We start from the raw sequence: 25,576 nt of genomic DNA, 5'->3' as shown, positions 1-25,576 counted from the left end.
AGATATTCCCTTAGTTCAGTGCGTCGTTGAGCGCCGCATTGAGCGCCGCGAGACCTTTCTCGAGCGGACCCTTCAGGTGCACCCGAAGTGCGCGCCGGCCCCGCTCGGTGAGCACATCGAAGTCGCCGCGCGCCTGCGCTGCCTTGATCACGCCGAAGCTCGCCTTCTGGCCCGGCACCGCCAGGTCCTTGGCGTCATCTGCGGTGATCTGGAGGAACAGGCCGCTGTCGGGGCCGCCCTTGTAGGCTTGTCCGGTGGAGTGCAGGAAGCGCGGCCCGAATTCGGCGCAAGTTGCGACATGCCGTTTCTCGCGCACCTCGAGACGCATGGCCTGAAGCGCGTCGACATTGGCCTTGTCGCGTTCGATGTAGCCGAGCAGGGCGACATAATCGCCGCGGTTGGAACGCGACAGATGCGCCTTCAGCCAGGAGGTGAGGTCGCCATCGGCGCCGGCTGCGCGCAGCGCCTTGGCGTTGGCGGCGTCGGTGTAGAGATCGGCTTCCTTGGTGCTGACGACAGGCTCTTCGGCCGGCAGCGCGCCGGTCTTCTCATAGGCTGACGTCAGTTCGCGGGTCTTGATCTTGGCGGCTTCCACGTCCGGCTGGTCGAACGGGTTGATGCCGAGGATCGCGCCCGCAACGGCAGTTGCCATCTCGAAGCGGAAAAATTCCTGGCCGAGATGCTCGATCGACTTCATGACGATGCGCACGACCGGATGGCCGGCGGCCTCGATTCCGGCCAGGGCCGAGTCGTGGGCAGCGTCGGTCTCTCCTTCGGTACGGATATCGATGAAGAAGCGGTCGTTGCCGTAGAGAGAGGACTCGCCGAGCGGCTCGCCGGCGATCGGGATCAGGCCCTTGCCTTCCTTGCCGGTCGATTCCGCGATGAGCTGCTCGGCCCAGGCACCGAAATCGGCGATCTTCTTCGACGACAGGATCGTCACCTTGTCGCGGCCTTCGAGGCCGGCAAGTCCCATGGCGAGGCCGAGCTGCACGCCCGGATTCTCGGCTGGCGGCACGTCCGGTCCGCAGGAGCGCGCCATCGAGAGGGCATGCTTGAGGAAGGTCTTGACGTCGATGCCGGCCGTGGCCGCCGGCACAAGGCCGAACGGCGACAGCACCGAATAGCGGCCGCCGATCGACGGCTCGCCGTGGAAGATGCGGGCGTAATTCAGCTTCTTGGCGGCCTTTTCCAGCGAGGAGCCGGGATCGGTCACCGCGATGAAGCGGAAGCCGGTCTTGGCCTTGGGGCCGAGCGCCTGCGCGACCCGCTCGTGGAAATAATCCTTCATCGCGTTCGGCTCGGTGGTGCCGCCGGATTTGCTCGAGACGATGAAGACGGTATTGGCGATGTCGATCTTGGCCTCCATCGCCCGCACCTCGGCCGGGTCCGTGGAGTCAAGCACGTGCAGCTTCGGGAAGCCCGGCTTCCGCGCAAAGGTCTCGGCCAGCACCTCCGGACCCAAGCTCGATCCGCCCATGCCCAGCACGACGGCGTCGGAGAATTTCTGGCCCTTCACGCGGTTGGCATAGTCCTCATAATCGGCGACGTCGGCCTTCGCCGCGCTGTCGAGCCAGCCGAGCCATTTGTCCTCGTCCGTCCCGGTCCAGACCGACTTGTCGCGCTGCCACAGCCTGCGGATCTTGGCCGAGGCGCGCCACTCTTCGGTGCTCTTGGCCACCGCCTTGGCGAGGCTGTCACCCAGCGAGAGCTGCTGGCGGTCGATTGCCGGCCCGAGCACGGTTGCGCGCTTGTGGGCGACTGCGCCGTAGAGCTTGTCGGCGGCATCCGCGAACTGCTTGACGCCGTCCCTGACGAGCTCCTCGGTGATCGCGTCGAGCGAGATGCCGGAGCGCTCCAGCTCTTCCAGCACGCGGCGGGCGTCATCGACGTTCTCTTCCAGGCTGTCGCGCGCTTTGCCGTGGTCGCGGAAAGCATCGAGCGTCGCCGGCGGCACGGTGTTGATGGTGTCGGGGCCGATCAGCTCCTCGACATAAAGGACATCGCTGTAATCCTTGTTCTTGGTGCCGGTGGAGGCCCACAGCATGCGCTGCGGCCTGGCGCCCCTGGCGGCGAGCTTCTCCCAGCGCGGACCGGAGAACAGCCGCTTGTAGTCCTGATAGGCGAGCTTGGCGTTGGCGATCGCGACCTTGCCCTTCAGGGCGGCGAGCCGCTCCTTTTCAGATGGGTCGTTGGCGCGGGCAATCTTCTCGTCGAGCTGCTTGTCGACGACGGAGTCGATCCGGCTGACGAAGAAGCTCGCCACGCTCGCGACATGGGAGGGGTCGCCGCCGCCGGCAACGTATTTTTCGAGACCCGCGAGATAGGCCTCGGCCACCTTCAGGTAGACCGCTCTGGAGAACAACAGCGTGATGTTGATGCTGATGCCCTCGCCGATCAGCGTTTCGATCGCCGGCAGCCCCTCAGGCGTCGCCGGCACTTTCACCATCAGGTTCTTGCGGTCGACGTCCTTCCAGAGCCGCCGCGCCTCGGCCACCGTGCCGGATGTGTCCATTGCGAGATAGGGCGAGACCTCGAGGCTGACATAGCCGTCATGGCCCTTGAGCCTGTCATAGACCGGGCGCAGCACGTCTGCGGCGTTCTGGATGTCCTCGACCGCGACGGCCTCGAACAGGTCGGCCACGGTCCGGTCTCCCCGCTTCAGCGCTTTGCCGATCGAGGCGTCGTACTCGTCCGAGCTGCCGATCGCCTTCTCGAAAATCGCGGGATTGGAGGTGACGCCCTTGACGCCGTCGGAGTCGATCAGCCGCTTCAGGTCGCCCTTTCCGATGAAGCCGCGGGCGAGGAAGTCCAGCCAGACGGCTTGTCCGTGCTTTTCCAGTTCTTTGACGGGATTCATGATGCTCTTATCTCCAAGCCTGCGGGCGGAGGGGGTTTCCGCGACGGTCCTGACGCGCTATCCTTTAGCTCACATGCTCCCGGGAGGGAACCAATCAAGGGTACAGGCGTCATACTCCAGGTGTAACTCCGTCACGATCATGGCGATCCAGGCGGCGGTCGCCGTTTTGCGTAATAAAGATTTGGCCGGATGGTCTGGCTGGATTGCTGCGTGAGATTGATCTGTCGTGCCGCTGAGTGTCATCGGCGGATAGCGCCGATAGTCATTGGCTCGGTCGCGAATGGCCATGCTGGGGGAAAGCATACGTGCTTGTCCTGATGGTATTGCCGTCGCCGATAGCCGGGCATCGATTGCGCCGGCCGGCTGTGTGGGTGCATGCCATGATCTCGAAATCGGTCCATGCGTCACGCGTCTGCGGCCGGGGTCGCTGTGAGCCTCGTCGCGACGCTGCTGAGCGCGAGCTTGGCCTTGGAATGGCGGGGTGACTCAGCTCTCACGATGCGACGATCGGCTATGCCGGGGTCGCGCTGTTCGCCCGGTGACGGCCTGTCTTGCACCAGGAAGATGAACGCGACACCCAAGGCGTCGCCCTACAAGCGTCATAAGTTCGCCGCGCGCAGATCGTTCTATGTTGCAGTGCCGGATGGAGCGATCCCCGGTATTTGCCCGGATGTGGCGAGCCAGTGACAATTTCTGGAAATGAGCCAAGATAGACGAAGATTCGCACAAATTACAGGCAAGTGCCTGTTCGTAATTCAGCGAGTGCCTACCTTGTGCATTGCGTCGTGTTGGCAGCCGGGTGTCCAATGATCGTCATGTGCTCACGCTGATTCGAAACGCGGCCTGAGGAACGGTCCAGCAACTGCTTTCGTTTCAGCTTGTAGCGGAACTCACGCGGAGAGGGATCATGTACAACGATTCTCTATTCAACGCTTTCGCTCGGTCGTTCGAGGCGAGAAGCCAGCACGACATGTCGATGGCGGAATATCTGGAATCGTGTCGAAGCGATCCCATGAAATACGCGAATGCGGCCGAACGGTTACTAGCGGCGATCGGCGAGCCTCAGACGATTGACACGGCCAAGGACCCACGCCTTGGCCGTATTTTTTTGAACCGCACCATCCGTACCTATCCGGCCTTTGCCGGCTTCTACGGCATGGAAGAAACCATCGAGCGCATCGTCGGCTTCTTCCGCCATGCGGCGCAAGGACTAGAGGAGCGCAAGCAGATTCTGTATCTGCTCGGGCCTGTCGGCGGCGGCAAATCCTCTCTCGCCGAGCGGCTGAAGTCGCTGATGGAAGTGCATCCGATCTACGTGCTCAAGGCCGGCGATGAACTCTCGCCGGTGTTCGAGAGCCCCCTCAGCCTGTTCGATCCCGATCATCTCGGTCCGATGCTGGAAGAGAAGTATGGCATTCCGCGCCGGCGTCTCACCGGTCTGATGAGTCCGTGGTGCTACAAGCGGCTCGAAGCTTTCGGCGGCGACATTTCTCAGTTTAGAGTCGCAAAAATCCAGCCGTCGCGGTTGCGCCAGATCGCAATCTCCAAGACCGAGCCCGGTGACGAGAACAACCAGGACATCTCCTCGCTCGTCGGCAAGGTCGATATCCGCAAGCTCGAGACCTACGCTCAGAACGATCCCGACGCCTACAGCTATTCGGGCGGCCTCAACCGCGCCAATCAGGGCGTGCTGGAGTTCGTCGAGATGTTCAAGGCGCCGATCAAGATGCTGCACCCGTTGCTGACCGCAACGCAGGAAGGTAACTATATCGGCACCGAGAATATCGGCGCGATCCCGTTCACCGGCGTCATCCTCGCGCACTCCAACGAGGCGGAATGGGCGAGCTTCAAGTCCAACAAGAACAACGAAGCCTTCATCGACCGCATCTGCGTCATCAAGGTGCCGTACTGCCTGCGCGTCACTGAAGAGCAGAAGATCTACGAGAAACTGATCCAGGGCTCCGAGCTCGCGTCCGCCCCCTGCGCGCCCTCGACGTTGGAGACGCTGGCGCGATTCTCGGTGATGTCGCGCCTGCGCAAGCACGAGAACTCGACGCTGTTCGGCAAGATGCGGGTCTATGACGGCGAGAGCCTGAAGGAATCCGATCCCAAGGCGCGCAGCGTCCAGGAATATCGCGATGCCGCTGGCGTCGATGAGGGCATGGACGGCGTCTCCACCCGCTTTGCCTTCAAGATCCTGGCTGCGACGTTCAATCACGATCCGCAGGAAGTCGCCGCCGACGCCGTGCATCTGATGTACGCGCTGGAGCAGTCGATCCGCAGGGAGCAGCTGCCCGAGGAAGTCGAAAAGCGTTACCTCGAATTCATCAAGGCCGAGCTCGCGCCGCGCTACGCCGAATTCATCGGCAACGAGATCCAGAAGGCCTATCTGGAATCCTACTCGGATTACGGCCAGAACCTGTTCGACCGTTACGTCGATTACGCCGACGCCTGGATCGAGGATCAGGACTTCAAGGACCCTGATACGGGCCAGCTGCTCGATCGCGAGCTTTTGAACCAGGAGCTGACGAAAATCGAGAAGCCGGCGGGCATCGCCAACCCCAAGGACTTCCGGAACGAGGTCGTCAAATTCTCGTTACGCTCCCGGGCCCAGAACGGCGGCAAGAATCCGACCTGGACCTCCTACGAGAAGATTCGCGATGTGATCGAAAAGCGGATATTCTCTCAGGTCGAGGACCTGCTTCCGGTCATCTCGTTCGGTTCGAAGAAGGACGGCGAGACGGAGAAGAAGCACGGCGAATTCGTCGCACGCATGGTGGAGCGTGGCTACACCGAGCGTCAGGTTCGCCGACTGGTCGAATGGTACATGCGCGTGAAGCAAGCCGGTTGAGGCGGATGAGAAAGTGGCCATTCACATCATCGACAGGCGCCTGAATCCAGGCGGCAAGAGCCTTGAGAACCGCCAGCGGTTCTTGCGTCGGGCCAAATCCCTGGTGCAGGGCGCCGTCAAGAAGACCTCGCAGGAACGCGAAATCAAGGACGTCCTGGAGGGTGGTGAGGTCACGATCCCGCTCGACGGGATGCACGAGCCGCGTTTCCGCCGTGAAGGCGGAACGCGGGACATGGTGCTGCCCGGCAACAAGAAGTTCATCGAGGGCGACTATCTCCAGCGCCAGGGCCAGGGCAGCGCCAAGGATTCCGGACCGGGTGAGGGCGACAGCGAAGATGCCTTCCGCTTCGTGCTGAGCCGCGATGAATTCGTCGATCTCTTCCTCGATGATCTCGAGCTGCCCGATTTGGCCAAGCGCAAGATCGCGCAGACCGAGAGCGAAGGCATCCAGCGCGCCGGCTACACCACGTCGGGTTCGCCCGCCAACATCTCGGTGAGCCGAACGGTGAAGCTTGCGCTTGCCCGCCGCATCGCGCTCAAGCGCCCGCGCAAGGACGAGGTCGAGGAGCTGGAAGCCGCGATTGAGGCCTGCACCGACGAGGACGAGCGCGCCGAGCTTGTCGCCCGGCTCGAAAAGCTGAAGGCCAAGACCAAGCGCATTCCCTTCATCGACCCGCTCGACATCCGCTACCGCCGCTACGAGAAGATGCCGCGGCCGGTCGCGCAGGCCGTGATGTTCTGCCTGATGGACGTGTCGGGCTCGATGTCCGAGCACATGAAGGATCTGGCAAAGCGCTTCTACATGCTGCTCTACGTGTTCCTCAAGCGGCGCTACAAGCATGTCGAGATCGTCTTCGTCCGCCATACCGATCGCGCCGAAGAGGTCGACGAGCAGACCTTCTTCTACGGTCCGGCCTCCGGCGGCACACTGGTCTCCAGCGCGCTGCAGGCGATGCACGAGATCGTGCGCGAGCGCTTCAATCCCTCGGACTGGAACATCTATGCCGCGCAAGCCTCCGACGGCGACAATTCCTATTCCGACGGCGAGCTCACCGGTCTCTTGCTGACCGAAAAGATCCTGCCGGCCTGCCAGTTCTTCGCCTATCTCGAGGTCGGGGAATCCGGCGGCAGCGCCTTCGATCTCTCCGATTCCTCGCTCTGGACCCTCTACGAGCGCCTCCGCAACTCCGGCGCACCGCTTTCGATGCGCAAGGTCTCTGAGCGCAGCGAGATCTTTCCGGTGTTCCACGACCTGTTCCAGCGCCGCGAAACTGCCCAGGAGAAAGCCGCTCCATGACGGAACGCTTGTTCGAAGGCGCCGATTGGGATTTCCACACCTTGCAGCGCATTACCGATGCGTGCGAGGAGGTGGCGCTGAAGGGTCTCGGTCTCGACGTCTACCCGAACCAGATCGAGGTCATCACCGCCGAGCAGATGCTGGATGCCTATTCCTCGGTCGGCATGCCGCTGTTCTACAAGCACTGGTCGTTCGGCAAGCACTTCGCGTATCACGAGGCCTCCTACCGCAAGGGCCTGATGGGCCTTGCCTATGAGATCGTGATCAACTCCTCGCCCTGCATCTCCTACCTCATGGAGGAGAACACGGCGACGATGCAGACGCTGGTGATCGCGCACGCGGCCTTCGGTCACAACCACTTCTTCAAGAACAATTATCTGTTCAAGCAGTGGACCGATGCCGAGGGCATTCTGGACTATCTGGATTTCGCCAAGAACTACGTCATGCAGTGCGAGGAGCGCTACGGCCGCACCGAGGTCGAGCGCACGCTGGATGCCGCGCACGCGCTGATGTCGCACGGCATCGACCGCTATCCCGGCAAGAAGCAGTTGGATCTGCGCGAGGAAGAAAAGCGGGCAGGGCGTCGCCGGCAGCACGAGCAGGAAGTCTTCAACGACCTCTGGCGCACGGTACCCAAGGGCGCCTCGAAGGCCCGGACCGCGATCTCGCTCGAACGACGCCGCAAGCTGCTCGGCCTGCCGCAGGAAAACCTGCTCTATTTCCTGGAGAAGAGCGCGCCAAGGCTGGCGCCCTGGCAGCGCGAGCTCCTGCGCATCGTCCGCCACATCGCGCAATATTTCTATCCGCAGAGCCAGACCAAGGTGATGAATGAGGGGACGGCGACCTACGTCCACTATCGCATCATGAGCCAGCTGCATCAGCAGGGCCGCATCACCGACGGCAACTTCCTCGAATTCCTGGGATCGCACACCAACGTGGTGTTCCAGCCCGAATTCGACGATCCGCGCTTCTCCGGCTTCAATCCCTATGCGCTCGGCTTCGCAATGATGCAGGACATCGAGCGCATCGTCACCAATCCGCAAGATGAGGACCGCGAGTGGTTCCCCGATATCGCCGGCAGGAACGACGTGATGGGCGTGCTGCGCGACGTCTGGGCCAATTATCGTGACGAGAGCTTCATCGGCCAATTCCTGAGTCCGAAGCTGATGCGGCACTTCCGCATGTTCCACCTGCACGACGATCCCGAGGAGCGCGCCGGCATCCGCGTCGATGCCATCCACGACGAGCGCGGCTTCCGCCGGGTTCGCCGCGAGCTGGCGCGGCAGCACGATGTCGGCTTCATCGATGCCAATATCGAGGTGGTCGACGTCGATCTCTCCGGCGACCGCCGGCTGATCCTGCATCACCGCGTCATCAAGGGTTCGCAGCTCAACGAGACCGATGCCAAGCGGGTGCTTCAGCATCTCGCCGATCTCTGGACCTACGACGTCTCGCTGATCGAGGTCGATTCCAGCGACAAGGTGCTGCGGGAGTATGTCGTCAGCCCGCGTCCGATCGCGGCGGCGGTGGCCTGAGGCGGGCACGCGAAGCGACATGGCGGGATGTGCGTTGATGTGCCCTCGCCCCTTGCGGGAGAGGGCAGCGACGGCGGGAGACACAAGCTCGCTCGGGTGAGGGGGTATTCCCGGCACACTTTGGTGTTCGTGGATACTCACATCCGGCGCTTCGCGCCACCTTCTCCCGCAAGGGGAGAAGGAAGCCAGCCGTGGCTGCACGGCGTGCCTACGCCGGTCGCTTCTTCTTCGACCCATTCAGCTCCACGGCCGCGCGGATGAGCGCCTTCAAGGCTTTCTCGTTGATCTTCGCACCCTCGCCGATATCGATCGCGCGCCGCACATTCCCGTCGAGGCTGGAGTTGAACAGGCCGGCCGGATCGTCCAGCGCCGCGCCCCTGGCAAAGGTCAGCTTCACCACGGTCTTGTAGGTCTCGCCGGTGCAGATGATGCCGTCGTGCTCCCATACGGGAACGCCGCGCCATTTCCATTCCTCGACGACATCAGGATCGGCCTCCTTGATCAGCGCGCGGATTCGCTTCAGCGTCTCGCCGCGCCAGTCGCCGAGCTCCTTGATCCGACCGTCGATCAGCTTTGACGGCGACGGCCCGTCCGTTTCTTTCTTGTTTGCGGTCACGGCCTTCTTCATCATCGCGCCTCGCTGGAGCGGCCGAGATAGGGCTGCGCGAACATATAGAGCCCGGTCGCGAGCAGCGGGATCAGCGGCACGAAAGCCAGCAGTCCGATCCATGTCGCCTGAATCTGCATGGTCAGCGCAACGATGTTGGCGATCACGGCAATCGTGAAGGCAATCGACAGCCAGCGATGGATCTGCCGGATCCACGTGTTCGAACTCATCTCAATCTCCTTCGGCAATGTGTGGGATGGACGGAATCAGCCGGACTATTCGGTCCGCGCCAACAGCTCGTCCAGCTTGGTGAAAAACTGCTTCCAGCCGGCATGCGCTCCGCCATAGGCCTGCTTCTGGCTGGGACGGAAGCCTGCCTGCTCGACGCGCAGATGCGTGCCTGATCCCCGCGGGGTGAGTGTGAACGTCACGACGCTCTTGAGGTCGTAGGCCGCGTCCTCATGCGTGAAATTCCAGGTGTAGGCGAGCGAGCGTTGCGGTTCGATGGCGAGCACCTCGCACTCCAGCACACCGCCCCATTCGCCGCGCAGATTGAAGCGATGACCGACCGATGGCTTGAAGTCGTTCTTCATCAGCCATTCCTCGATCAGATGCGGCTGCGTCAGCGCGCGCCACAGCCGCTCCGGGGGAAAGGCAAATTCCCGCTCGATCACCACGGAACGTGTTTCGGTCGCAGCCTCAGTCATTGGTCCATCCTCTTGAGGAGATCGTCGAGCGCATCGAGCCGGTTCTGCCAGAAGCCCGCCATCTGGCTGGTCCAGTCGATCAGTGGATCGAGCGCACCGGGCTGCGCGCTGTAATGGGTTTGGCGTCCTTCGTGGCGGTCACGCACCAGGCCCGCCTGCTTCAGCGCGCCCAGATGTTTTGAGACCGCCGGCTGGGAAACGCCTGATGTCGCCGTCAGTGCCCCGACCGTCCGCTCGCCCTCGCGGCAAAGCCGCTCGAAGATCGCCCGCCTTGTGGGGTCGGCGAGCGTCCGGAACAGGAGGTCGGGGGCGGCGGACATCGGGAATCCATAACTCAGAAGTTATGGATCAACCCATAACCGTGGAGTTATGGGTGTGTCAAGTGCGATCGAAGTGAGTAGGCGACTCTGCGGGCTCCGCCTTACCTCGCCCGCTTGCGGGAGGGCTTTTTGCTCTGGGGGATTGTCCCGTCGCGGAGACACCCCCTCCCCCGCAAGCCGGGAGGGAGCGCGAATTCGCGGCAGCCGTTACGGCCGCAAATACAGATACCCCTGCGACTGAAGCTCAGCGAGATGAACCACGCCGCCCTTCTCCGCACTCACGAACCCCGGCAGCAGATCGGTCAGCTTGATGTTCTGCGCCTTCATGGTGTTGCCGCAGGCGGCGAGCTCGACGCCGTCCTTCGCGAAATTGCTGATCCGCCGGCTGACGTCGGGGTTGGCGTGCGCCCAGTGGAACGCCTTCAACGCCGGCCCGTGGATGACAAGCGCGAGCTTGACGTGGTCGGGACCGCCGACGCCGTCGATGTGGTTCTGGATGTTGCCGAGCACGAAACTGACCTTGTCGGCGTCAGCGAGGTGATAGACGACCTTCAGCTTGTCGGACTTGGTGGGTTCAGCCGCCGCTTTGGCGCGCGAGGCCGCAAAGGTTGCGCCAAGCGCCGAGACGGTGCTCCACAACATGTTCCGGCGGTTCATGATGATCTCCTGATTTTGCCGGAGGCATATCACTTGTGGCGCAGCGCAGCGAGTTCCTTGCGGTCGGTCACCAACGCGGCGCACTCGCTCTTGTCGGTCCGATCGAGCCGGAAAATCCCGTCGTCCTGGCCTGCGACCAGGGATCGATCCTTATCTTCAGTCGGGTTGTTGTGCAGCCAGATCCTGATGCTTTCGAGCCGCACGATGGCTGACTTGTCGTCCTTTGACAGTGCAATGCCGACGCCGCCGCCCTCGCAATCGACGCCGCAGTCGAGGCGCACCTCGCTGCCGTCCTTGGTAAACACCGCGTGGTGGCAGGAGCCGCTGGAGTCGAAAGCGCCGCTGCGGTGGCGATAGTGGAAGCCGATCCGGAACGAGTTGCGCAGCTGATTGTCCACTGCGTCGGTCTCGGCCGAGACCAGCAGCTTCATCGAGGCAACCTTCTGCTTCGGATGCTGCGCCAGATGTGCGGCATCGTAACGGCGAACGAAGCAGGCATAGGCCGTCTTGCCGGGTGCGCCTGCATAGATGCGCGCGTTGAAGGTATCGGCTTCGGCCGTGGTGGCCTCGTGGATATCGTCGACCTCCTCGGCCCGGGCGGCGCCGATGAAGGCGGCAAGGGCAAGCGGGAGGATGAGGGCAAGCTTCATGATCGCACCGAAGACGTTGGCCATTGAGGGCCCGTATCGGGAAGGGAGCGGGCCGTTGCGGTTTAGTCGCAAGCCGCTCGCCGAGCGTTCATCTGCCCTCGCTCCGGCGGCCTCGCTGAAGTAGTGTGGAGCTTTCCGAGGTCGAACAGGTTGTCGCGCAACGTGTCGCGGAGAATAGACGCAGGTTAATGGGTGCGCTCGCGTCAGCCTTAGTCGCCGTCGGACCAGGAAGGTTCAGCGGCGCTTGTGTCTGGGAACCGCGCGCGGTCCGCTACGACGTTGTCGCGGTTCATCGATGTGATACTCTTCACAGGCAATCGCATTTCGGAGTTTTAAGCTGATCCGTCTTTGCAAGTTTGTGGAGCCCCGTCATGGGCGAAATTCGCAACTTCAGATCCGGAAATCACGGCGAGCCGCCTCCGCAGGGCTCAATGCCCCGTCGCCTCGCTGCGATCATTGTCGGTGACATTGCTTCCTACAGCCGCTTGATGCAAGCCGACGAGGAAGGCACGCATGTCCGTGTCAAGCGGATCGAGCGAGACCTCATTGGGCCCAGCATCATCGAGCATCATGGCGCGCTGGTGAAGACGACCGGCGATGGCTTCATCGCGATTTTCGACAGTCCTGTCGAGGCTGTCAGGTGCAGTATCGTCATTCAGCAGAATCTCATCGGCCGCAACGCTTCGCTGCCGAGGGAATCGCGGATCGAATACCGGATCGGCATCAACCTGGGTGACGTGATCGTAGAACCGGACGACGTGTATGGCGACGGCGTCAACATTGCCACGCGCATCGAGGGAATCGCCGATCCCGGTCAGGTCTACATTTCGGGCGCGATCTACGAGCAGATCAAGCACAAGGTCGTGTGCGGCTACGAGTCGCTCGGAGACCGTAAGGTCAAGAACATCACGGATCCCGTTCGCGTCTATCGCGTCCTGCCGGACGCCGATGCGGTCGGGAGGACACGCGGCCGGCGCGAGAACACGCTGATCTTTCTCCTCGCGGTCACGCTGCTGGTGATTGCTGCCGGCGTGCTGGGATATCTGCTGGCGCAGCAGCCGGGCAAGACAGGCGAGCGCGCCGCCGCGCCGGCCGTCCCTCCGGTCGCATCTCCAAGTCCGCAACCGCCGCCACGCGAAGCGGCGGCGCCGACACCTCAACCGTCTCCGTCAGTGGCCGCCTCAACTCCGTCATCCGCGCCGTCGCCGAGCCCATCGGCGACGCCCGCCCGCGAACCCGAGATGATCGCCATTCGCGGCGGCAGCTTCGCGATGGGAAGCAATGACGACCCGACCGAGCGGCCTGTCCACCAGGTGACGATCAAGCCATTTTCAATCGGCAAGTACCCGGTGACGACCGCCGAATGGAACGAATGCGCTGCTGCGAAGGCATGCGGATTTGTTGCGACCGGAAAGGACGATGCGCCCGTCACCAATGTGAGCTGGACCGACGCGCAGCAGTACGTGGCCTATCTCGCGCAAGCAGCCAAAAAGCCCTATCGGCTTCCGAGCGAAGCCGAATGGGAATTTGCCGCCCGCGGCGGAACGCAGACCAAATACTGGTGGGGTGACAAGCTCCAGTCGGGCATGGCCGGATGCAAGGATTGCGGTGATCTCGCGGCCGAGCAGCCGGCGAAGGTCGGCAGCTTCAAGCCGAATCCATTCGGGCTCCATGACATGGGCGGCGGCGTCGACCAGTGGGTCGAGGACTGCTGGCACAGAACCTACCAGGGCGCGCCTGGTGACGGCTCGGCGTGGAACGGCGGGGACTGTACATCGCATGTCTTGCGCTCGGGCTCGTGGAAGAACGATTCGAGATATGTGAGGCCATCCAACCGCGATGGCTACGACACCAATGTTCGCTATCCGACGCATGGATTCCGAGTCGCTCTTGGTCCTTAGTCAGGGGAGTGGGTTTGATGCAAATCCTTCGTTGCATCACGTTGTCGATGGCGCTTGCGTTGCTTCCGGGCACAGCACTTGCGCAAGGCAAGACAGCTCCAAAGGACGCAAAGCTCTACTTCATCACCCCGTATGACGGGCAGAAGGTCCGCGGCGGATTCTGGGTCCGGTTCGGCTTACGCAACATGGGGGTGACGCATGCCGGTGATGATTACCAGAACGCCGGTCATCATCATTTGCTTGTCGACGTCACCGACCCGATTGACCCGAAGGAGCCGATTCTCCAGGACAAGTCGCATCTGCATTTCGGCGCCGGACAGACCGAAACGTTTCTGGAGCTCCCGCCAGGCACCCACACCCTTCAGCTGCTGCTGGGCGATGCCAAGCACTATCCGTTCGATCCGCCCGTCGTCTCAGACAAGATCACCGTGCGTGTCAGGCCACCGTCGCAGCGCAGCCAGTGATTCAGCGCAGGCTGGCGTTGATCTTGTCCAGCACCGCCGAGCCCGGGCACAGCGTGTCCGCTTCGAGCCTGTTGAGCGGCGTCTCGACCGTGTTGAGATGGGCGTGCAGATCTTCCGCATCGGGATCCACATAGAGCAGGCCGGTGACGATCTGTCCCTTGGCGGCGTGCTTGGCGAGGAAGGTCTGGGCCCCCAAGCGGTCATGGGGATCGTAGTCGGCATCGATCTTGCGCAGCGCGATCTTGCTGCCGTCATGTTGTTCGACCACCTGCACCGTACCAGGCGCGTAGTCGACCGCAATGGGGTCGCGGCCGACCAGCACGTCGAGCCGGTTCACGGCGTCGTTGTGCTCACGGACGTAATCGAAGCTCTTGGTCGAGCCGGCGTGATTGTTGAAGGCGATGCAGGGGCTGATGACGTCGATGAAGGACGCGCCCTTGTGGCGGATTGCGGCTGCGATCAGCGGCACCAGCTGGGTCTTGTCGCCGGAGAACGAGCGCGCCACGAAGGTGGCGCCGAGTTGCAGTGCGATCGCGACGAGGTCGATGGCGTTGTCGGTGTTGGTCACGCCCTTCTTCGACTTTGAGCCGCGGTCGGCGGTGGCCGAGAACTGACCCTTGGTCAGGCCGTAGACGCCGTTGTTCTCGACGATATAGGTCATGTTGACGCCGCGCCGGATCGAATGCGCGAACTGGCCGAAGCCGATCGAGGCGGAATCGCCGTCGCCGGAGACGCCGAGATAGATCAGGTCGCGGTTGGCGAGATTGGCGCCGGTCAGCACTGACGGCATGCGGCCGTGCACGGAGTTGAAGCCATGCGAATTGCCGAGGAAATAGTCTGGCGTCTTGGACGAGCAGCCGATGCCGGAGATCTTTGCCACCCGGTGCGGCTCGATCGAGAGCTCGTAGCAGGCCTCGATGATCGACGCCGTGATCGAATCATGGCCGCAGCCGGCGCACAGCGTCGAGATCTTGCCCTCGTAGTCGCGGTGCGTGTAGCCGAGCTCGTTCTTCTTCAGCCCGGGATGATGAAATTTCGGCTTTGCGATGTAGGTCATGACAATTTCTTTCTGCTTCCTCGCCGCAATCCCACGTCTTTCAGCCCCGCCCGGGCTGTTGCTGCGGCAACCCGTCATTGCGAGCGCAGCGAAGCAATCCAGAATCCCTCCGGGGCAAGGCTCTGGATTGCTTCGCTGCGCTCGCAAAGACGATGTAGATGCAGCCGGCCATCATGACACGGCCTTGCGGAGCGGGGTCACCTTGAGGTGATCCTGGTGGTCGCCAATGGCTTTTGCGATGAAACGTGCGGTGATGGGGGTGCCGTCATAGTGCACGATCGGCACGAGGCGGACGGGGTCGATGCCGTTCTCGTTGACGACGAGCTGCCGAAGCTGGCTGTCGCGGTTCTGCTCGACCACGTAGACGAAGTCGTGCTCGGCAAGGAAGCTCGCCACGCTCGAGTGGAACGGGAAGGCGCGGATGCGCAGGCGATCGAGCTGGTGCCCGCGCGCTTCCAACAAGCCGATCGCCTCGTCCATGGCCGGCGAGGTCGAGCCGAAATAGATCACGCCATATTTGGTCGGCCGTTCCGCATTGGCCTGCAGCGGTCGCGGCACGAGGTCTTGCGCGGTCTCGAACTTGCGCACGAGGCGTTGCATGTTGTCGGCATAAACGGTGCCTTCCTCGGAATAGCGCGCATAGCGGTCGCGAGAGGTGCCACGGGTAAAATACGAGCCTTTGGTCGGGTGCGTGCCGGGATAGGTGCGGTAGGGGATGCCGTCGCCGTCGACGTCGAGATAGCGGCCGAAATCGCGGCCTTCCTCCAGCATCTCCGCCGTCATCACCTTGCCGCGGTCATATTGCTTGGCATGGTCCCATTTCAGCGGGCGGCAGAGCCGGTGGTTCATGCCGATGTCGAGATCGAGCATCAGGAAGATCGTGGTCTGCAGCCGCTCGGCGAGATCGAAGGCGGCCGCCGCGAACTCGAACGCCTCGGCCGGGTCTTCCGGGAACAGCAGCACATGCTTGGTGTCGCCATGCGAAGCATAGGCGCAGGCGATGATGTCGCATTGCTGGGTGCGGGTCGGCATGCCCGTGGACGGGCCGGCGCGCTGGATGTTCATGATCACGGCCGGAATCTCGGCGAAGTAGGAGAGGCCGATGAACTCGGTCATCAGCGAGATGCCGGGCCCTGAGGTCGCGGTGAAGGCGCGGGCGCCGTTCCAGGAGGCGCCGATGACGATGCCGATCGAAGCCAACTCGTCCTCGCCCTGCACGATCGCGTATTTGGCCTTGCCGGTTTCAGGATCGTGCCGGTACTTCTTGCAATGCGCGGTGAAGGCCTCCGCCACGGAGGACGATGGCGTGATCGGATACCAGGCGCAGACGGTCGCGCCGCCATAGACGGCGCCGAGCGCGGCGGCGCTGTTGCCCTCGATGAAGATGCGGTCGCCGACCTTGTCGGACTTCTTGATGCGTAAGCCCAGCGGGCATTTCAGGTTTTGCAGCGCCCAGTCGCGCCCGAGATGCAGCGCATGGACGTTGGAGGACAAGAGCTTCTCCTTGCCCTTGTACTGCTCGCCGATCAGCTGCTCGATCAGCTTCGGATCCATCTCGAGCAGCGCGGACAGCGCGCCGAGATAGATGATGTTCTTGAACAGCTGGCGCTGGCGCGGATCGGTATAGGTCGAGTTGGTGATCGCGGTCAGCGGCACGCCGATCACGGTGATGTCGTCGCGGAATTTGGTCGACGGCATCGGCTTGGTGGAATCGTAGAACAGATAGCCGCCGGGCTCGATGCCGGCGACGTCCTTGTCCCAGGTCTGCGGGTTCATCGCCACCATCATGTCGACGCCGCCGCGGGCGCCGAGATGGCCGGCTTCCGTGACGCGCACCTCGTACCAGGTCGGCAGGCCCTGGATGTTGGAGGGGAAGATGTTCCGCGGCGACACCGGTACGCCATGGCGCAGGATCGCGCGCGCGAACATCTCGTTGGCGCTGGCCGAGCCCGAGCCGTTGACGTTGGCGAAACGGACGACGAAGTCGTTTACGCTGCTGATCGGCTTTTTGTCGGACATGTCGAACCTGCGTGAGTCATCTCGATGAAGTATTTCTGCATGTCCCAGGCCCCGGTAGGACACCGCTCGGCGCACAACCCGCAATGCAGGCAGACGTCCTCGTCCTTGACCATCACGCGGCCGGTCTTGAGAGCGGAGGACACGTAGAGGTCCTGGTCCTGATGCGGCGAGGGCGCCTTCAGGCGATGGCGCAGATCGTCTTCCTCGCCGTTGGCGGTGAACGTGATGCAGTCCATCGGGCAGATGTCGGCGCAGGCATCGCACTCGATGCAGAGCGAGGTCGAGAACACCGTCTGGACGTCGCAGTTCAGGCAGCGATGCGCCTCGCCGAGCGCGAGCTTGACGTCGTAGCCGAGCTCGACCTCGGTGCGGATGTCCTTCAGCGCGACGACCTTGTCGCGATGCGGCACCTTGAAGCGCTTATCGATGGAGATGTCGTTGTCGTAGCTCCATTCGTGGATGCCCATCTTCTGCGATGAGACGTTCACCTCCGGCAGCGGCCGCTCGGTGATGTCCTCGCCCGAGAGCAGCTTGTGGATCGACAGCGCGGCGTCGTGGCCCTGCGCCACCGCCCAGATGATGTTCTTCGGCCCGAACGCGGCATCGCCGCCGAAGAACACCTTTGGGTTGGTCGAGACGAAGGTTTTCGGATCGACCTGCGGCATATGCCATTTGTCGAACTCGATGCCGCAATCCGGCTCGATCCAGGGAAAGGCGTTCTCCTGGCCCACCGCGACCAGCACGTCGTCGCAGGGGATGGTCTGATCGGGATCGCCCGAAGGCACCAGATTGCGGCGACCTTTTGCGTCGTATTCGGCCTTGACGTGTTGGAAGGTGACGCCGATCAGCTTGCCTGCGACATGCTTGAATTCCACCGGCACCATGTAGTTGAGGATCGGGATGTCCTCGTGGATGGCGTCCTCCTTCTCCCAGGGCGAGGCCTTCATCTCCTCGAAGCCGGAGCGCACGATCACCTTGACGTCCTCCCCGCCAAGGCGGCGCGCGGTGCGGCAGCAATCCATCGCGGTGTTGCCGCCGCCGAGCACGATCACGCGTTTGCCGATCTTGTCGGTGTGACCGAACGACACGGAGGAGAGCCAGTCGATGCCGATATGGATGTTGGCGGCGGCCTCTTTCCGCCCGGGAATGTCGAGCTCGCGGCCGCGCGGCGCGCCGGAGCCGACGAAGATCGCGTCATATTTTTCCGCGAGCAGCGCCTTCATGCTCTCGATGCGGTGACCGCCTTTGAACTCGACGCCGAGACCCAGGATATAGCCGGTCTCCTCGTCGATCACGGAATTGGGCAGTCGGAATTTCGGGATCTGCGTCCGCATCATGCCGCCGGCTTCAGGATCGCTGTCGAACACGGTGCAGTGATAGCCGAGCGGCGCGAGGTCGCGGGCCACCGTCAGCGAGGCCGGACCGCCGCCGACGAACGCGACACGCTTGCCGTTCTTCGCAACAGGGTGCGGCAGGCGCTGCTTGATGTCGTCCTTGAAGTCGGCAGCGACGCGCTTGAGGCGGCAGATCGCCACCGGCGTTTCCTCGACGCGTCCGCGCCGGCACGCCGGTTCGCATGGACGATCGCACGTGCGTCCCAGGATTCCGGGAAACACGTTCGACTTCCAATTGATCATATAGGCGTCGCTATAGCGGCCTTGTGCGATCAGTCGGATGTATTCGGGAACGGGGGTATGCGCAGGACAGGCCCACTGGCAATCGACCACTTTGTGAAAGTAGTCGGGGGCCGCGATATCGGTCGGTTTCATTCCTACCATGTCCGCACAGGCTCAAAGACCCGGCGGCCTTTTCTCGAGCTTGTCGAACGCTTAACGCGTCGCAATCTGGTTTCTGAATGACGTCATTGGGTTAGCTTATTAGAACCGCTCCGGAGTACAACGGCAAATTTTCGCGATCACCTGCTTTCATGGGAGCTCCGCGCAGACAGCATTAACGTCCGCGCGCAGTCATGCGGCGGTGCAGCATCACGCGGTGCTCTATCTCCGTCGCTGCGAGGTGCATCCGCGAAAAGATCTGGCGGGCAGCGTAGCGATCTTCCGACTTCAGCCGGCGCACCATATCGCTCTTCGCGAGGCCCCACATGTGCGCATAGGTGCCGACGGAGACGGGCAGCGGGAAGGGCGCGTCAGCGCGCGGCCTTCGACGCGAGATCGGCGATCGACTTCATGACCGCGTCCCGCACGCCGGCATCATAGAGCGAATGCCCGGCGCCTTCTACGATCCTGACCTCGGAACCCGGCCAAACCTGCGCAAGCCGCGCGGATGTCTCAGGGGGACACAACAAATCGTAGCGGCCCTGCACGATGATGCCGGGAATGCCGGCGAGCTTGTCTGCATTCCGCAGCAGCTGGTCTTCGCTCATGAAGGAGCTGTGGGCGAAATAATGCGCCTCCATGAACGGCGTCGCGGGCAGCGTACGCCAGACGTTGAGCGAGGCGAGGTCGATGCGGGTCTTGGTCGCCTTGTGTTCCGACAGGGCGCGCTCGGTGTCGTGCCAGGCGCGCGAGGCCGGCCCATGCACGGCGGGATCGGCATCGAGGATGCGGCGATAATAGGCTTCAACCGGATGCGCGCGCTCCTCCGGCGTCAGCACGCTCAGGAAATCCTCGTGCAGCGCCGGATAGAACTGCGCCAGGCGCGAGGTGAAGGCGATCTCGACCTCCGCCTGCGTGCCGAGGAACGTCGCGCGCAGCGCAATGCCACAGACGCGCGCGGGATGGGCCTGCGCATAAGCCAGCGCCAGCGTCGCGCCCCAGGAGCCGCCGACCACCATCCAGCGGTCAAGACCGAATTTCTCGCGAATCTTCTCCATGTCGGCGATCAGATGCGCCGTGGTGTTGTGCTCGCGCGATCCCTTCGGCCGGCTGCGGCCGCAGCCGCGCTGATCGAACAGCACGGCGTGCATGCGTTCGGGATCGAACAGCCGGCGGTGATCGGGCTGGCAGCCGCTGCCGGGGCCGCCATGCAGGTAGATCGCGGCGATGCCGTCAGCGCGGCCGACGCTCTCGACATAGAGCTCGTGGCCGTCGCCGACATCGAGCATGTCCGATGTCAGCGGCGCAAAGGGATCGGCACGTCTCGCGGATGCAGCCGCGTCCGCGTCAGGCACCATTCTCGTGTTCCAGAGTGCCGCCGGCGAAGTTGCGATAGAGGAAGCGGTTGGTCTCGCCCTCGGCCTCCCGCTCGGCCTGCTTGAAGATGGTCTCGTGCAAGGGCGACAGCGCGCAGGCCGGGTCGGTGTTGGCGGCATCGCCTGTCAGCGCAAAGGCCTGGCAGCGGCAGCCGCCGAAATCGATCTCGCGGAACTCGCAGCTCCTGCACGGCTCCTTCATCCAGCCGCTGCCGCGATAGCGGTTGAAGGCCTCGGAGTTCCGCCAGATCCAGGCGATCGAATGGTTGGAGCGCACGGATTCGAAGTCGAGCCCGGTGATGCTCTCGGCGGCGTGGCAGGGCAGCACCTTGCCGGCCGGCGAGATGTTGAAGAACTGCCGGCCCCAGCCGCCCATGCACTTCTTCGGCCGCAGCGCGTAGTAATCAGGGACGACGTAGTCGATCGCCAGCGTGCCTTTGAGCCGCTCGCGGGCCTCCTCGACGGTGCGGGTGCATTGCTCGAGCTGCGCGACCGTCGGCATCAGCGCGGCGCGGTTCTTCAACGCCCAGCCGTAATATTGCACATTGGCGACCTCGAGCCGGTCGGCGTCGAGATCGACCGACATCTGGATGATCTCAGGGAGCTGATGCAAATTCTGCCGGTGCATCACCGCATTCACCGTCAGCGGCAGATCCAGCTCGCGAGTCCATTTCGCGACTTCGAGCTTCTTGCGGTGGCCGCCCTTGTAGCCGGCAACGCGGTCGGCGAGGCCCTCTTCGATGCCCTGGAAAGAGATCTGCACATGGCAGAGCCCGGCGTCGGCGAGATCGCTGAGCCGCTCGCGCGTCAGCAGCACGGCCGAGGTAATGAGGTTGGTGTACAGGCCGACATCGCTGGCATGCTTGACCAGCTCGACGAGGTCCTTGCGCGCCGTCGGCTCGCCGCCGGAGAAATGCACCTGGAGCACGCCGATCTCGGCGAGCTCGCTCAGCACCTTCTTCCATTCCTCGGTGGTCAGCTCGTTGCCCGAGCGGTCGAGCTCGAGCGGGTTGGAGCAATAGGGGCATTGCAGCGGGCAGCGGTGCGTGATCTCCAGCAGCACCGCGAGCGGAATGCCGAAGGTCTCGGCCGTCGAGCGGCTCTTCTCCAGCACCGCGAGACTGTCGCCGGTATCAAGCGGGATGGTCGGGAGCACATCGCTCATGGCGTCTTCTCCCTGACTTCGGTGAGGAAGCCCTTGTCCGCGAGATCCTGGAGCATGACGATGACGTCGGCCAGGATCGCCTCTCGGGGGGCGGCGTATTTCGCCGCCAGCTGATCGGATACCTCCCCGACACTGCGCCTGCCGTCGCAGAGCTGCAAGACCTCGACCGCGATTTCATCAGGCGCCAGCACGCGTTCCGGCGCCAGGATCACCCAGACTTGTCGCGTCTCGTCATATTTGAGCTTGGCGTGCCGCGGCAGCACGGGGCGGCTTGCCTCGCTGACGCTGATGTTCCGCGGCCGGGCCATGCTCTTATTCCTCAGCTCGCCTTCTCAGTTTTCTTTGGGCACGAACGCGCCCGGCGGAATGTTGCCTTCGACATAGGCGTGCTGGAGCGCATCGAGCTGCACCCACAACACGTTGGTCTTGAAGATCAGCGCGTTGCAGACCTGCGCGCGCTGCTCCGGCGTCGTGGCATGCGTCTTGACATAGTCGAGCGCGAAACCGGCATCGCGCGGCGCCTGCGTGAGGCGGCGCTTGAAGTAGCTCATGATGTCGGGATTGACGAAGTCGTAATGCTCCAGCATGCCCGAAATGCGTTCCTCGTGCAGGTTTGGCGCGAACAGCTCGGTCAGCGAGGAGGCGATCGCCTCCAGTGGGCTCTTCTCGCGGCAGTAGTGCACATAGGCCTCCACCGCAAAGCGCGTCGCCGGCAGAATGCCTTCGGTCGATTCCACATAGGCCGTGTCGAGGCCGAGACCTTCGGTCAGCTTCAGCCAGCGCTCGATGCCGCCTTCAGAGCCGACATCGCCGTCATGATCCTCGATGCGGTGGCGCCATTCCAGCCGCGTGGCGCGATCGCGGAAGCGCGAGATCACCACCGCGTCCTTGATCGGGATGGTGCTCTGGTAATAGTAGCGGTTCAGCGCCCAGGCCTGCACCTGGCCCTTGTTCAGCTTGCCGCCGTGCAGCAGCTTGTGGAACGGATGCAGGCTGTGATAGCGCGTGGCGCCGATGTGACGCAGCGTCGCCTCCAGTTCCTCGGCGCTCGTGAGCCGGACGTCCTTGCCGACAGAGAGCGCAGTGATTCCAGTCATGTTCATTTCAGGCTTGGACGCGGCAGTCACAGCACGATCTCCGTTCCGTCGGCGGGTATCTGCCATCCCGCCGCCTCGGCCGTCTTGCGTTCAGGCGTACCGGGCAGCAGCGCCGGGTTCGAGTTATTGATATGCAGGAACATCTTCCTGTCGAGTGAGAGATCGGCCAGCCGCGCGATCGCGCCATCGGCGCCGGACATCGCGACATGGCCCATGCTCTTGCCCGTCTTGTGGCCGAGCCCGGCCTTGATCATCTCGTCGTCCTGCCAGACCGTGCCGTCGAAGAACACCAGTGCGGCGCCGTCGATCTCGGCCTTCAGCGCATCGGTGACCTCGGCGCAGGCGGCGATGAAATAGAAGCACTTGCCGGTCGATTTGTCGGTGATCTTCAGGCCCAGCGTGTCGCCGTCGCCGCTCTCGCCGCCGGGATGCGTTTTGCCTTCGAGATACCAGGCCGATTTGCCCGGCACGGCGAAGGCGAGCACTTCAAGGCCCGAGCGCGCGCCGTCCGGGAATCTCGGTTCGAACGGCTCGGAAAGGCCGATCGGCTGGCGCTTGACGCTCTTCTCGTTCAGCACGTTGAAGATGCTGTTGCTGGCCAGGATCGCCAGAACCTTCTCATGCGCATAAACAGTGAAGGGCGAGCCCTCGCGCATCGACAGCAGGCCCGCGACCGCATCGACTTCGCTGTTGGTCAGGATCACGCCGGCAACGGGCGTATGGCGCAGCGCGCCCGCCTTGGGATGCAGCTGCGGCGTGGCGTTCAATTGCTGGCGGAGATCGGGAGAGGCGTTGATCAGGAACCAGTGCTCGCCGTCACCGCTGAAGGCGACCGAGGCCTGGGTTCGATAAAGCTCATGGCCATTGGCACGGGCCGCCCGGCAACCGTCGCAACCGCAATTCCATTGCGGAACACCGCCGCCGGCGCCGGCGCCCAGGACGACGACGCGAAGCATGATCCGTCTCCTGGGGCAAATTCGCGAAGGGGATCTCAGACCGACACAGTTTCCCGCGGGGAAACCGCTCGCGACCGAAAGACCCATGCGCAGAACGCTTAACTCGCCGACCGCTTACTTACGGGTGGCGCTCACATACATGTTGATTTCCATGCCGCAGGGCACTTCGACGATTTTGGGGGCTTTCCAGGCCATTTTGGTTCTCCATTTCTGCGAACTCGGACGTGTCCGACCATGGGTAAACTAATGCGGGCGAAAAAGTTCGCCAGAGAAATCTTCCCGAGAAACGCCATGTTGCGACGCGAAAAATGACACTGGGAACATTACTTCCGGGGATGCGGCCTCGCGCTTGGCACATTCGGTCGCGAACCCTGTCCTGATAAAGCAGTTGTGAGTGCAGTGCAGCTTTCAATCCGATACAGGCGCCTTTAGCTGGATCTCGTGATGCCCAAATATTTCTTCAACACCCGTATCGGCGACGAACTGATCGTGGATCCCGACGGCGAGGATCTGCGCAACCCGGATCGCGCCTGGGAGGTCGCCCGCCAGATGATCCTGGAGGTCGTGAAGTCCGAGGGCGCGCAGCCGGCCCTGCTCGAGGCGGTCATCGAGGTCACCGACGATGACGGCGAGATCGTTCTGGAATTTCCCTTCAGCGAGGCGCTGCTGGACATGCCGGGCGAGTCCGCGACGCGGCATTAGAGGGGCCGCCGCTCCCTCCCGTCATTGGCAGGAGCGAAGCGACGAAGCAATCCAGACTGCCTCCGCGGCGACAGCCTTGATTGCTTCGCTTCGCTCGCAATGACGGTTTCCCTGCGAAATCCGCATGGCTTTGCCGCGTTCCCGGCGCTAAAAGACGCCGGTTACACGGAGCATGTCATGCAAGATCTCTGGCGCCTCTCAGCAGCCGACCTCGCGAATCTCGTCAAATCCAGGAAGGTGTCGGCCCGGGAGGCGGCCAAGGCCGGCCTCGATCGCCTGGACGCGGTCAACCCCCAGCTCAACGCCGTCATCGACCACCGGCCCGAGGACGTGATCAAGCAGGCCGACGCCGTGGATGCCGCCATTGCCAGGGGGGAAGACCCCGGCGTGCTCGCCGGCGTGCCCGTGACCATCAAGGCCAATGTCGACCAGGCGGGCTTTGCCACCACCAACGGCCTCAAGCTGCAGAGCGACTTGATCGCCCGCGAGGACAATCCCGTCGTCGCCAATTTCCGTAAATCCGGGGCTGTTCTCCTTGGCCGCACCAATTGCCCGGCCTTCTCCTATCGCTGGTTCACCACCAATCTCGTCCATGGCGACACCAAGAACCCGCGCGATGCTTCGCTGACCCCCGGCGGCTCGTCCGGCGGCGCCGGCTCGGCGGTCGCTGCCGGCATCGGTGCAATCGCCCACGGCACCGACATCGCCGGCTCGATCCGCTATCCCGCCTATGCCTGCGGCGTGCATGGCCTGCGCCCGACCTTGGGCCGCATTCCCGCATTCAACCCGGCGCTGCCGGAACGCCCGATCGGGCCGCAGCTCATGGCAGTGTCGGGCCCGCTGGCACGCACCGTGAATGACCTGCGCATTTCGCTCGCCGCGATGTCGGCGCGCGACGTGCGCGATCCCTGGTATGTGCCGGTCCCGCTGGAAGGCCCCGCGCGCGACAAGCGCGCTGCGGTCTGCCTCAACCCGGACGGCCTCGCCACCACGCCTGAGGTGAAGGCGGCCGTGACCGACGCCGGCAAGCGCCTCGAGCGCGCGGGGTGGACCGTCGAGGTGATCGAGAACACCCCGCCGATGCGCGAAGCCGTCACATGGCAGCGAAAACTCTGGCTTGGCGAAGCCTATGAGGCGCAGCTTGAGATGGCCGAGCGCGAGGGCGATCCCGGCGCGCTGGCGTGTCTGCGCGGCAACCGCGCCAAGGTGACGCCGATGGACCAGGCCGACTACGCGCAGGCGCTGACCCGCCGCGCCACGCTGACCCGCGACTGGATGCTGTTCTTCGAGAAATACGCCGTCGTGCTGACGCCGGTGTCCGGCGAGCTGCCGTTCCCCGATCATCTCGACCGCAAGGACGCTCAATCCTTCGAGCGCGTCTGGGAAGCGCAGCTGCCGCAGATCGCGACCCCCTTCATGGGGCTGCCGGGCCTGGTCGTCTCGACAGGCCTCGTCGGCAAGATTCCGGTCGGCGTCCACATCGTCTCCGGCCGCTATCGCGAGGATCTCTGTCTGCTCGCCGGCGAAGCGATCGAGGCGGGCGGCGTGCCGCCGTCGCCGATCGATCCCGTGGGTTAGCC

At 63.4% G+C, this 25,576-nt stretch carries 24 protein-coding genes; 7 read left to right on the top strand and 17 right to left on the bottom strand.

Going from position 1 to position 25,576, the window contains the following annotated elements; all coding sequences use genetic code 11:
- Window positions 1-10: 10 nt before the first annotated feature.
- Together ACVIIW_RS01850 and ACVIIW_RS01845 are read right to left on the bottom strand one after the other, a co-directional pair.
- The gene (locus ACVIIW_RS01850) at window positions 11-2,860 is read right to left on the bottom strand and encodes a bifunctional transaldolase/phosoglucose isomerase (RefSeq protein WP_456699178.1); all 2,850 of its coding nucleotides are present in this window, start codon (window positions 2,858-2,860) and stop codon (window positions 11-13) included.
- 69 nt (window positions 2,861-2,929) lie between these two features.
- Complete coding sequence (locus tag ACVIIW_RS01845; protein WP_456699177.1) at window positions 2,930-3,163, bottom strand: hypothetical protein; 234 nt, start codon at window positions 3,161-3,163, stop codon at window positions 2,930-2,932.
- A 604-nt stretch (window positions 3,164-3,767) separates the two neighbouring features.
- On the opposite strand from ACVIIW_RS01845, the gene ACVIIW_RS01840 reads away from it, so the two are divergent.
- The 3 genes from ACVIIW_RS01840 to ACVIIW_RS01830 are packed head-to-tail and all read left to right on the top strand — an operon-like array spanning window position 3,768 to window position 8,543.
- The gene (locus tag ACVIIW_RS01840; RefSeq protein ID WP_092237520.1) at window positions 3,768-5,711 is read left to right on the top strand and encodes a PrkA family serine protein kinase; all 1,944 of its coding nucleotides are present in this window, start codon (window positions 3,768-3,770) and stop codon (window positions 5,709-5,711) included.
- Window positions 5,712-5,730: 19 nt separating this feature from the next.
- Window positions 5,731-7,008, top strand: a complete 1,278-nt coding sequence (locus ACVIIW_RS01835) for a YeaH/YhbH family protein (protein WP_456705062.1) — start codon at window positions 5,731-5,733, stop codon at window positions 7,006-7,008.
- Window positions 7,005-8,543 (top strand): SpoVR family protein, encoded by a 1,539-nt coding sequence (locus ACVIIW_RS01830; RefSeq protein WP_456699176.1) that lies wholly within the window; start codon window positions 7,005-7,007, stop codon window positions 8,541-8,543. Before ACVIIW_RS01835 ends, ACVIIW_RS01830 begins: the two co-directional genes overlap by 4 nt.
- Before the next feature lie 208 nt (window positions 8,544-8,751).
- Here ACVIIW_RS01830 and ACVIIW_RS01825 read toward each other — a convergent pair whose 3' ends face one another.
- From ACVIIW_RS01825 to ACVIIW_RS01800, 6 genes are all read right to left on the bottom strand, one after another.
- The gene (locus ACVIIW_RS01825; protein ID WP_456705061.1) at window positions 8,752-9,171 is read right to left on the bottom strand and encodes a DUF1801 domain-containing protein; all 420 of its coding nucleotides are present in this window, start codon (window positions 9,169-9,171) and stop codon (window positions 8,752-8,754) included.
- Window positions 9,171-9,380 (bottom strand): hypothetical protein, encoded by a 210-nt coding sequence (locus tag ACVIIW_RS01820; RefSeq protein WP_456699175.1) that lies wholly within the window; start codon window positions 9,378-9,380, stop codon window positions 9,171-9,173. The genes ACVIIW_RS01825 and ACVIIW_RS01820 overlap by 1 nt, the downstream gene beginning before the upstream one ends.
- A 45-nt stretch (window positions 9,381-9,425) precedes the next feature.
- Window positions 9,426-9,857: an SRPBCC family protein gene (locus ACVIIW_RS01815; RefSeq protein WP_456699174.1), complete on the bottom strand. Its 432-nt coding sequence runs from the start codon at window positions 9,855-9,857 to the stop codon at window positions 9,426-9,428.
- Window positions 9,854-10,177: an ArsR/SmtB family transcription factor gene (locus ACVIIW_RS01810; RefSeq protein ID WP_456699173.1), complete on the bottom strand. Its 324-nt coding sequence runs from the start codon at window positions 10,175-10,177 to the stop codon at window positions 9,854-9,856. Before ACVIIW_RS01810 ends, ACVIIW_RS01815 begins: the two co-directional genes overlap by 4 nt.
- Window positions 10,178-10,384: 207 nt before the next feature.
- The gene (locus ACVIIW_RS01805; protein WP_456699172.1) at window positions 10,385-10,834 is read right to left on the bottom strand and encodes a DsrE family protein; all 450 of its coding nucleotides are present in this window, start codon (window positions 10,832-10,834) and stop codon (window positions 10,385-10,387) included.
- A gap of 29 nt (window positions 10,835-10,863) precedes the next feature.
- The gene (locus ACVIIW_RS01800) at window positions 10,864-11,484 is read right to left on the bottom strand and encodes a hypothetical protein (RefSeq protein WP_456705060.1); all 621 of its coding nucleotides are present in this window, start codon (window positions 11,482-11,484) and stop codon (window positions 10,864-10,866) included.
- 371 nt (window positions 11,485-11,855) lie between these two features.
- Between ACVIIW_RS01800 and ACVIIW_RS01795 the strand changes: the two genes are divergently transcribed.
- Both ACVIIW_RS01795 and ACVIIW_RS01790 read left to right on the top strand, forming a co-directional pair.
- Window positions 11,856-13,385 (top strand): SUMF1/EgtB/PvdO family nonheme iron enzyme, encoded by a 1,530-nt coding sequence (locus ACVIIW_RS01795; RefSeq protein WP_456699171.1) that lies wholly within the window; start codon window positions 11,856-11,858, stop codon window positions 13,383-13,385.
- Between the two features lie 17 nt (window positions 13,386-13,402).
- Window positions 13,403-13,849 carry a DUF4399 domain-containing protein gene (locus ACVIIW_RS01790; protein ID WP_456699170.1) on the top strand — a complete coding sequence of 149 codons (447 nt, stop codon included), beginning with the start codon at window positions 13,403-13,405 and terminating at the stop codon, window positions 13,847-13,849.
- A gap of 1 nt (window position 13,850) precedes the next feature.
- Here the strand turns inward: ACVIIW_RS01790 and ACVIIW_RS01785 are convergent, their stop codons facing one another.
- From ACVIIW_RS01785 to pqqA, 9 genes are all read right to left on the bottom strand, one after another.
- Window positions 13,851-14,906: a 2-oxoacid:ferredoxin oxidoreductase subunit beta gene (locus ACVIIW_RS01785; RefSeq protein ID WP_456699169.1), complete on the bottom strand. Its 1,056-nt coding sequence runs from the start codon at window positions 14,904-14,906 to the stop codon at window positions 13,851-13,853.
- A gap of 171 nt (window positions 14,907-15,077) precedes the next feature.
- A complete protein-coding gene (locus tag ACVIIW_RS01780; RefSeq protein ID WP_456699168.1) occupies window positions 15,078-16,925 on the bottom strand; it encodes a 2-oxoacid:acceptor oxidoreductase subunit alpha in 1,848 nt (615 codons plus the stop codon).
- Window positions 16,895-18,694, bottom strand: a complete 1,800-nt coding sequence (locus tag ACVIIW_RS01775; RefSeq protein ID WP_456699167.1) for an FAD-dependent oxidoreductase — start codon at window positions 18,692-18,694, stop codon at window positions 16,895-16,897. Before ACVIIW_RS01775 ends, ACVIIW_RS01780 begins: the two co-directional genes overlap by 31 nt.
- A gap of 377 nt (window positions 18,695-19,071) precedes the next feature.
- Window positions 19,072-20,058 carry a prolyl aminopeptidase gene (gene pip / locus ACVIIW_RS01770; protein WP_456699166.1) on the bottom strand — a complete coding sequence of 329 codons (987 nt, stop codon included), beginning with the start codon at window positions 20,056-20,058 and terminating at the stop codon, window positions 19,072-19,074.
- Window positions 20,048-21,241, bottom strand: coding sequence for a pyrroloquinoline quinone biosynthesis protein PqqE (pqqE, locus tag ACVIIW_RS01765; protein ID WP_456699165.1), 1,194 nt, complete (start codon window positions 21,239-21,241; stop codon window positions 20,048-20,050). The genes pip and pqqE overlap by 11 nt, the downstream gene beginning before the upstream one ends.
- Window positions 21,238-21,549, bottom strand: coding sequence for a pyrroloquinoline quinone biosynthesis peptide chaperone PqqD (gene pqqD / locus ACVIIW_RS01760; protein WP_456699164.1), 312 nt, complete (start codon window positions 21,547-21,549; stop codon window positions 21,238-21,240). Before pqqD ends, pqqE begins: the two co-directional genes overlap by 4 nt.
- Window positions 21,550-21,573: 24 nt before the next feature.
- On the bottom strand, window positions 21,574-22,344 hold the full coding sequence (gene pqqC / locus ACVIIW_RS01755; RefSeq protein ID WP_456705059.1) for a pyrroloquinoline-quinone synthase PqqC: 771 nt from the start codon (window positions 22,342-22,344) through the stop codon (window positions 21,574-21,576).
- 20 nt (window positions 22,345-22,364) lie between these two features.
- Complete coding sequence (pqqB, locus tag ACVIIW_RS01750; RefSeq protein WP_456699163.1) at window positions 22,365-23,294, bottom strand: pyrroloquinoline quinone biosynthesis protein PqqB; 930 nt, start codon at window positions 23,292-23,294, stop codon at window positions 22,365-22,367.
- 114 nt (window positions 23,295-23,408) lie between these two features.
- Window positions 23,409-23,489, bottom strand: coding sequence for a pyrroloquinoline quinone precursor peptide PqqA (gene pqqA / locus ACVIIW_RS01745; RefSeq protein WP_007595659.1), 81 nt, complete (start codon window positions 23,487-23,489; stop codon window positions 23,409-23,411).
- Between the two features lie 249 nt (window positions 23,490-23,738).
- Here pqqA and ACVIIW_RS01740 point away from each other — a divergent pair, with 249 nt between their 5' ends.
- A complete protein-coding gene (locus tag ACVIIW_RS01740) occupies window positions 23,739-23,996 on the top strand; it encodes a DUF6894 family protein (protein WP_456699162.1) in 258 nt (85 codons plus the stop codon).
- 177 nt (window positions 23,997-24,173) lie between these two features.
- Window positions 24,174-25,574 (top strand): amidase family protein, encoded by a 1,401-nt coding sequence (locus ACVIIW_RS01735; RefSeq protein WP_456699161.1) that lies wholly within the window; start codon window positions 24,174-24,176, stop codon window positions 25,572-25,574.
- The last annotated feature ends 2 nt before the right edge of the window (window positions 25,575-25,576 follow it).

The organism is Bradyrhizobium sp. USDA 4449, from assembly GCF_054056275.1.
The sequence above is the reverse complement of the archived record's forward strand: the minus strand, read 5'-3'. Positions and strand labels throughout refer to the sequence as shown.

Bases quoted from the DNA above. Each gene is read 5' to 3' on its own strand.
- ACVIIW_RS01850 (WP_456699178.1), bottom strand. From the start codon at position 2,860: ATGAATCCCGTCAAAGAACTGGAAAAGCACGGACAAGCCGTCTGGCTG.
- ACVIIW_RS01845 (WP_456699177.1), bottom strand. From the start codon at position 3,163: ATGCTTTCCCCCAGCATGGCCATTCGCGACCGAGCCAATGACTATCGG.
- ACVIIW_RS01840 (WP_092237520.1), top strand. From the start codon at position 3,768: ATGTACAACGATTCTCTATTCAACGCTTTCGCTCGGTCGTTCGAGGCG.
- ACVIIW_RS01830 (WP_456699176.1), top strand. From the start codon at position 7,005: ATGACGGAACGCTTGTTCGAAGGCGCCGATTGGGATTTCCACACCTTG.
- ACVIIW_RS01825 (WP_456705061.1), bottom strand. From the start codon at position 9,171: ATGAAGAAGGCCGTGACCGCAAACAAGAAAGAAACGGACGGGCCGTCG.
- ACVIIW_RS01820 (WP_456699175.1), bottom strand. From the start codon at position 9,380: ATGAGTTCGAACACGTGGATCCGGCAGATCCATCGCTGGCTGTCGATT.
- ACVIIW_RS01815 (WP_456699174.1), bottom strand. From the start codon at position 9,857: ATGACTGAGGCTGCGACCGAAACACGTTCCGTGGTGATCGAGCGGGAA.
- ACVIIW_RS01810 (WP_456699173.1), bottom strand. From the start codon at position 10,177: ATGTCCGCCGCCCCCGACCTCCTGTTCCGGACGCTCGCCGACCCCACA.
- ACVIIW_RS01805 (WP_456699172.1), bottom strand. From the start codon at position 10,834: ATGAACCGCCGGAACATGTTGTGGAGCACCGTCTCGGCGCTTGGCGCA.
- ACVIIW_RS01800 (WP_456705060.1), bottom strand. From the start codon at position 11,484: ATGAAGCTTGCCCTCATCCTCCCGCTTGCCCTTGCCGCCTTCATCGGC.
- ACVIIW_RS01795 (WP_456699171.1), top strand. From the start codon at position 11,856: ATGGGCGAAATTCGCAACTTCAGATCCGGAAATCACGGCGAGCCGCCT.
- ACVIIW_RS01790 (WP_456699170.1), top strand. From the start codon at position 13,403: ATGCAAATCCTTCGTTGCATCACGTTGTCGATGGCGCTTGCGTTGCTT.
- ACVIIW_RS01785 (WP_456699169.1), bottom strand. From the start codon at position 14,906: ATGACCTACATCGCAAAGCCGAAATTTCATCATCCCGGGCTGAAGAAG.
- ACVIIW_RS01780 (WP_456699168.1), bottom strand. From the start codon at position 16,925: ATGTCCGACAAAAAGCCGATCAGCAGCGTAAACGACTTCGTCGTCCGT.
- ACVIIW_RS01775 (WP_456699167.1), bottom strand. From the start codon at position 18,694: ATGAAACCGACCGATATCGCGGCCCCCGACTACTTTCACAAAGTGGTC.
- pip (WP_456699166.1), bottom strand. From the start codon at position 20,058: ATGGTGCCTGACGCGGACGCGGCTGCATCCGCGAGACGTGCCGATCCC.
- pqqE (WP_456699165.1), bottom strand. From the start codon at position 21,241: ATGAGCGATGTGCTCCCGACCATCCCGCTTGATACCGGCGACAGTCTC.
- pqqD (WP_456699164.1), bottom strand. From the start codon at position 21,549: ATGGCCCGGCCGCGGAACATCAGCGTCAGCGAGGCAAGCCGCCCCGTG.
- pqqC (WP_456705059.1), bottom strand. From the start codon at position 22,344: ATGAACATGACTGGAATCACTGCGCTCTCTGTCGGCAAGGACGTCCGG.
- pqqB (WP_456699163.1), bottom strand. From the start codon at position 23,294: ATGCTTCGCGTCGTCGTCCTGGGCGCCGGCGCCGGCGGCGGTGTTCCG.
- pqqA (WP_007595659.1), bottom strand. From the start codon at position 23,489: ATGGCCTGGAAAGCCCCCAAAATCGTCGAAGTGCCCTGCGGCATGGAA.
- ACVIIW_RS01740 (WP_456699162.1), top strand. From the start codon at position 23,739: ATGCCCAAATATTTCTTCAACACCCGTATCGGCGACGAACTGATCGTG.
- ACVIIW_RS01735 (WP_456699161.1), top strand. From the start codon at position 24,174: ATGCAAGATCTCTGGCGCCTCTCAGCAGCCGACCTCGCGAATCTCGTC.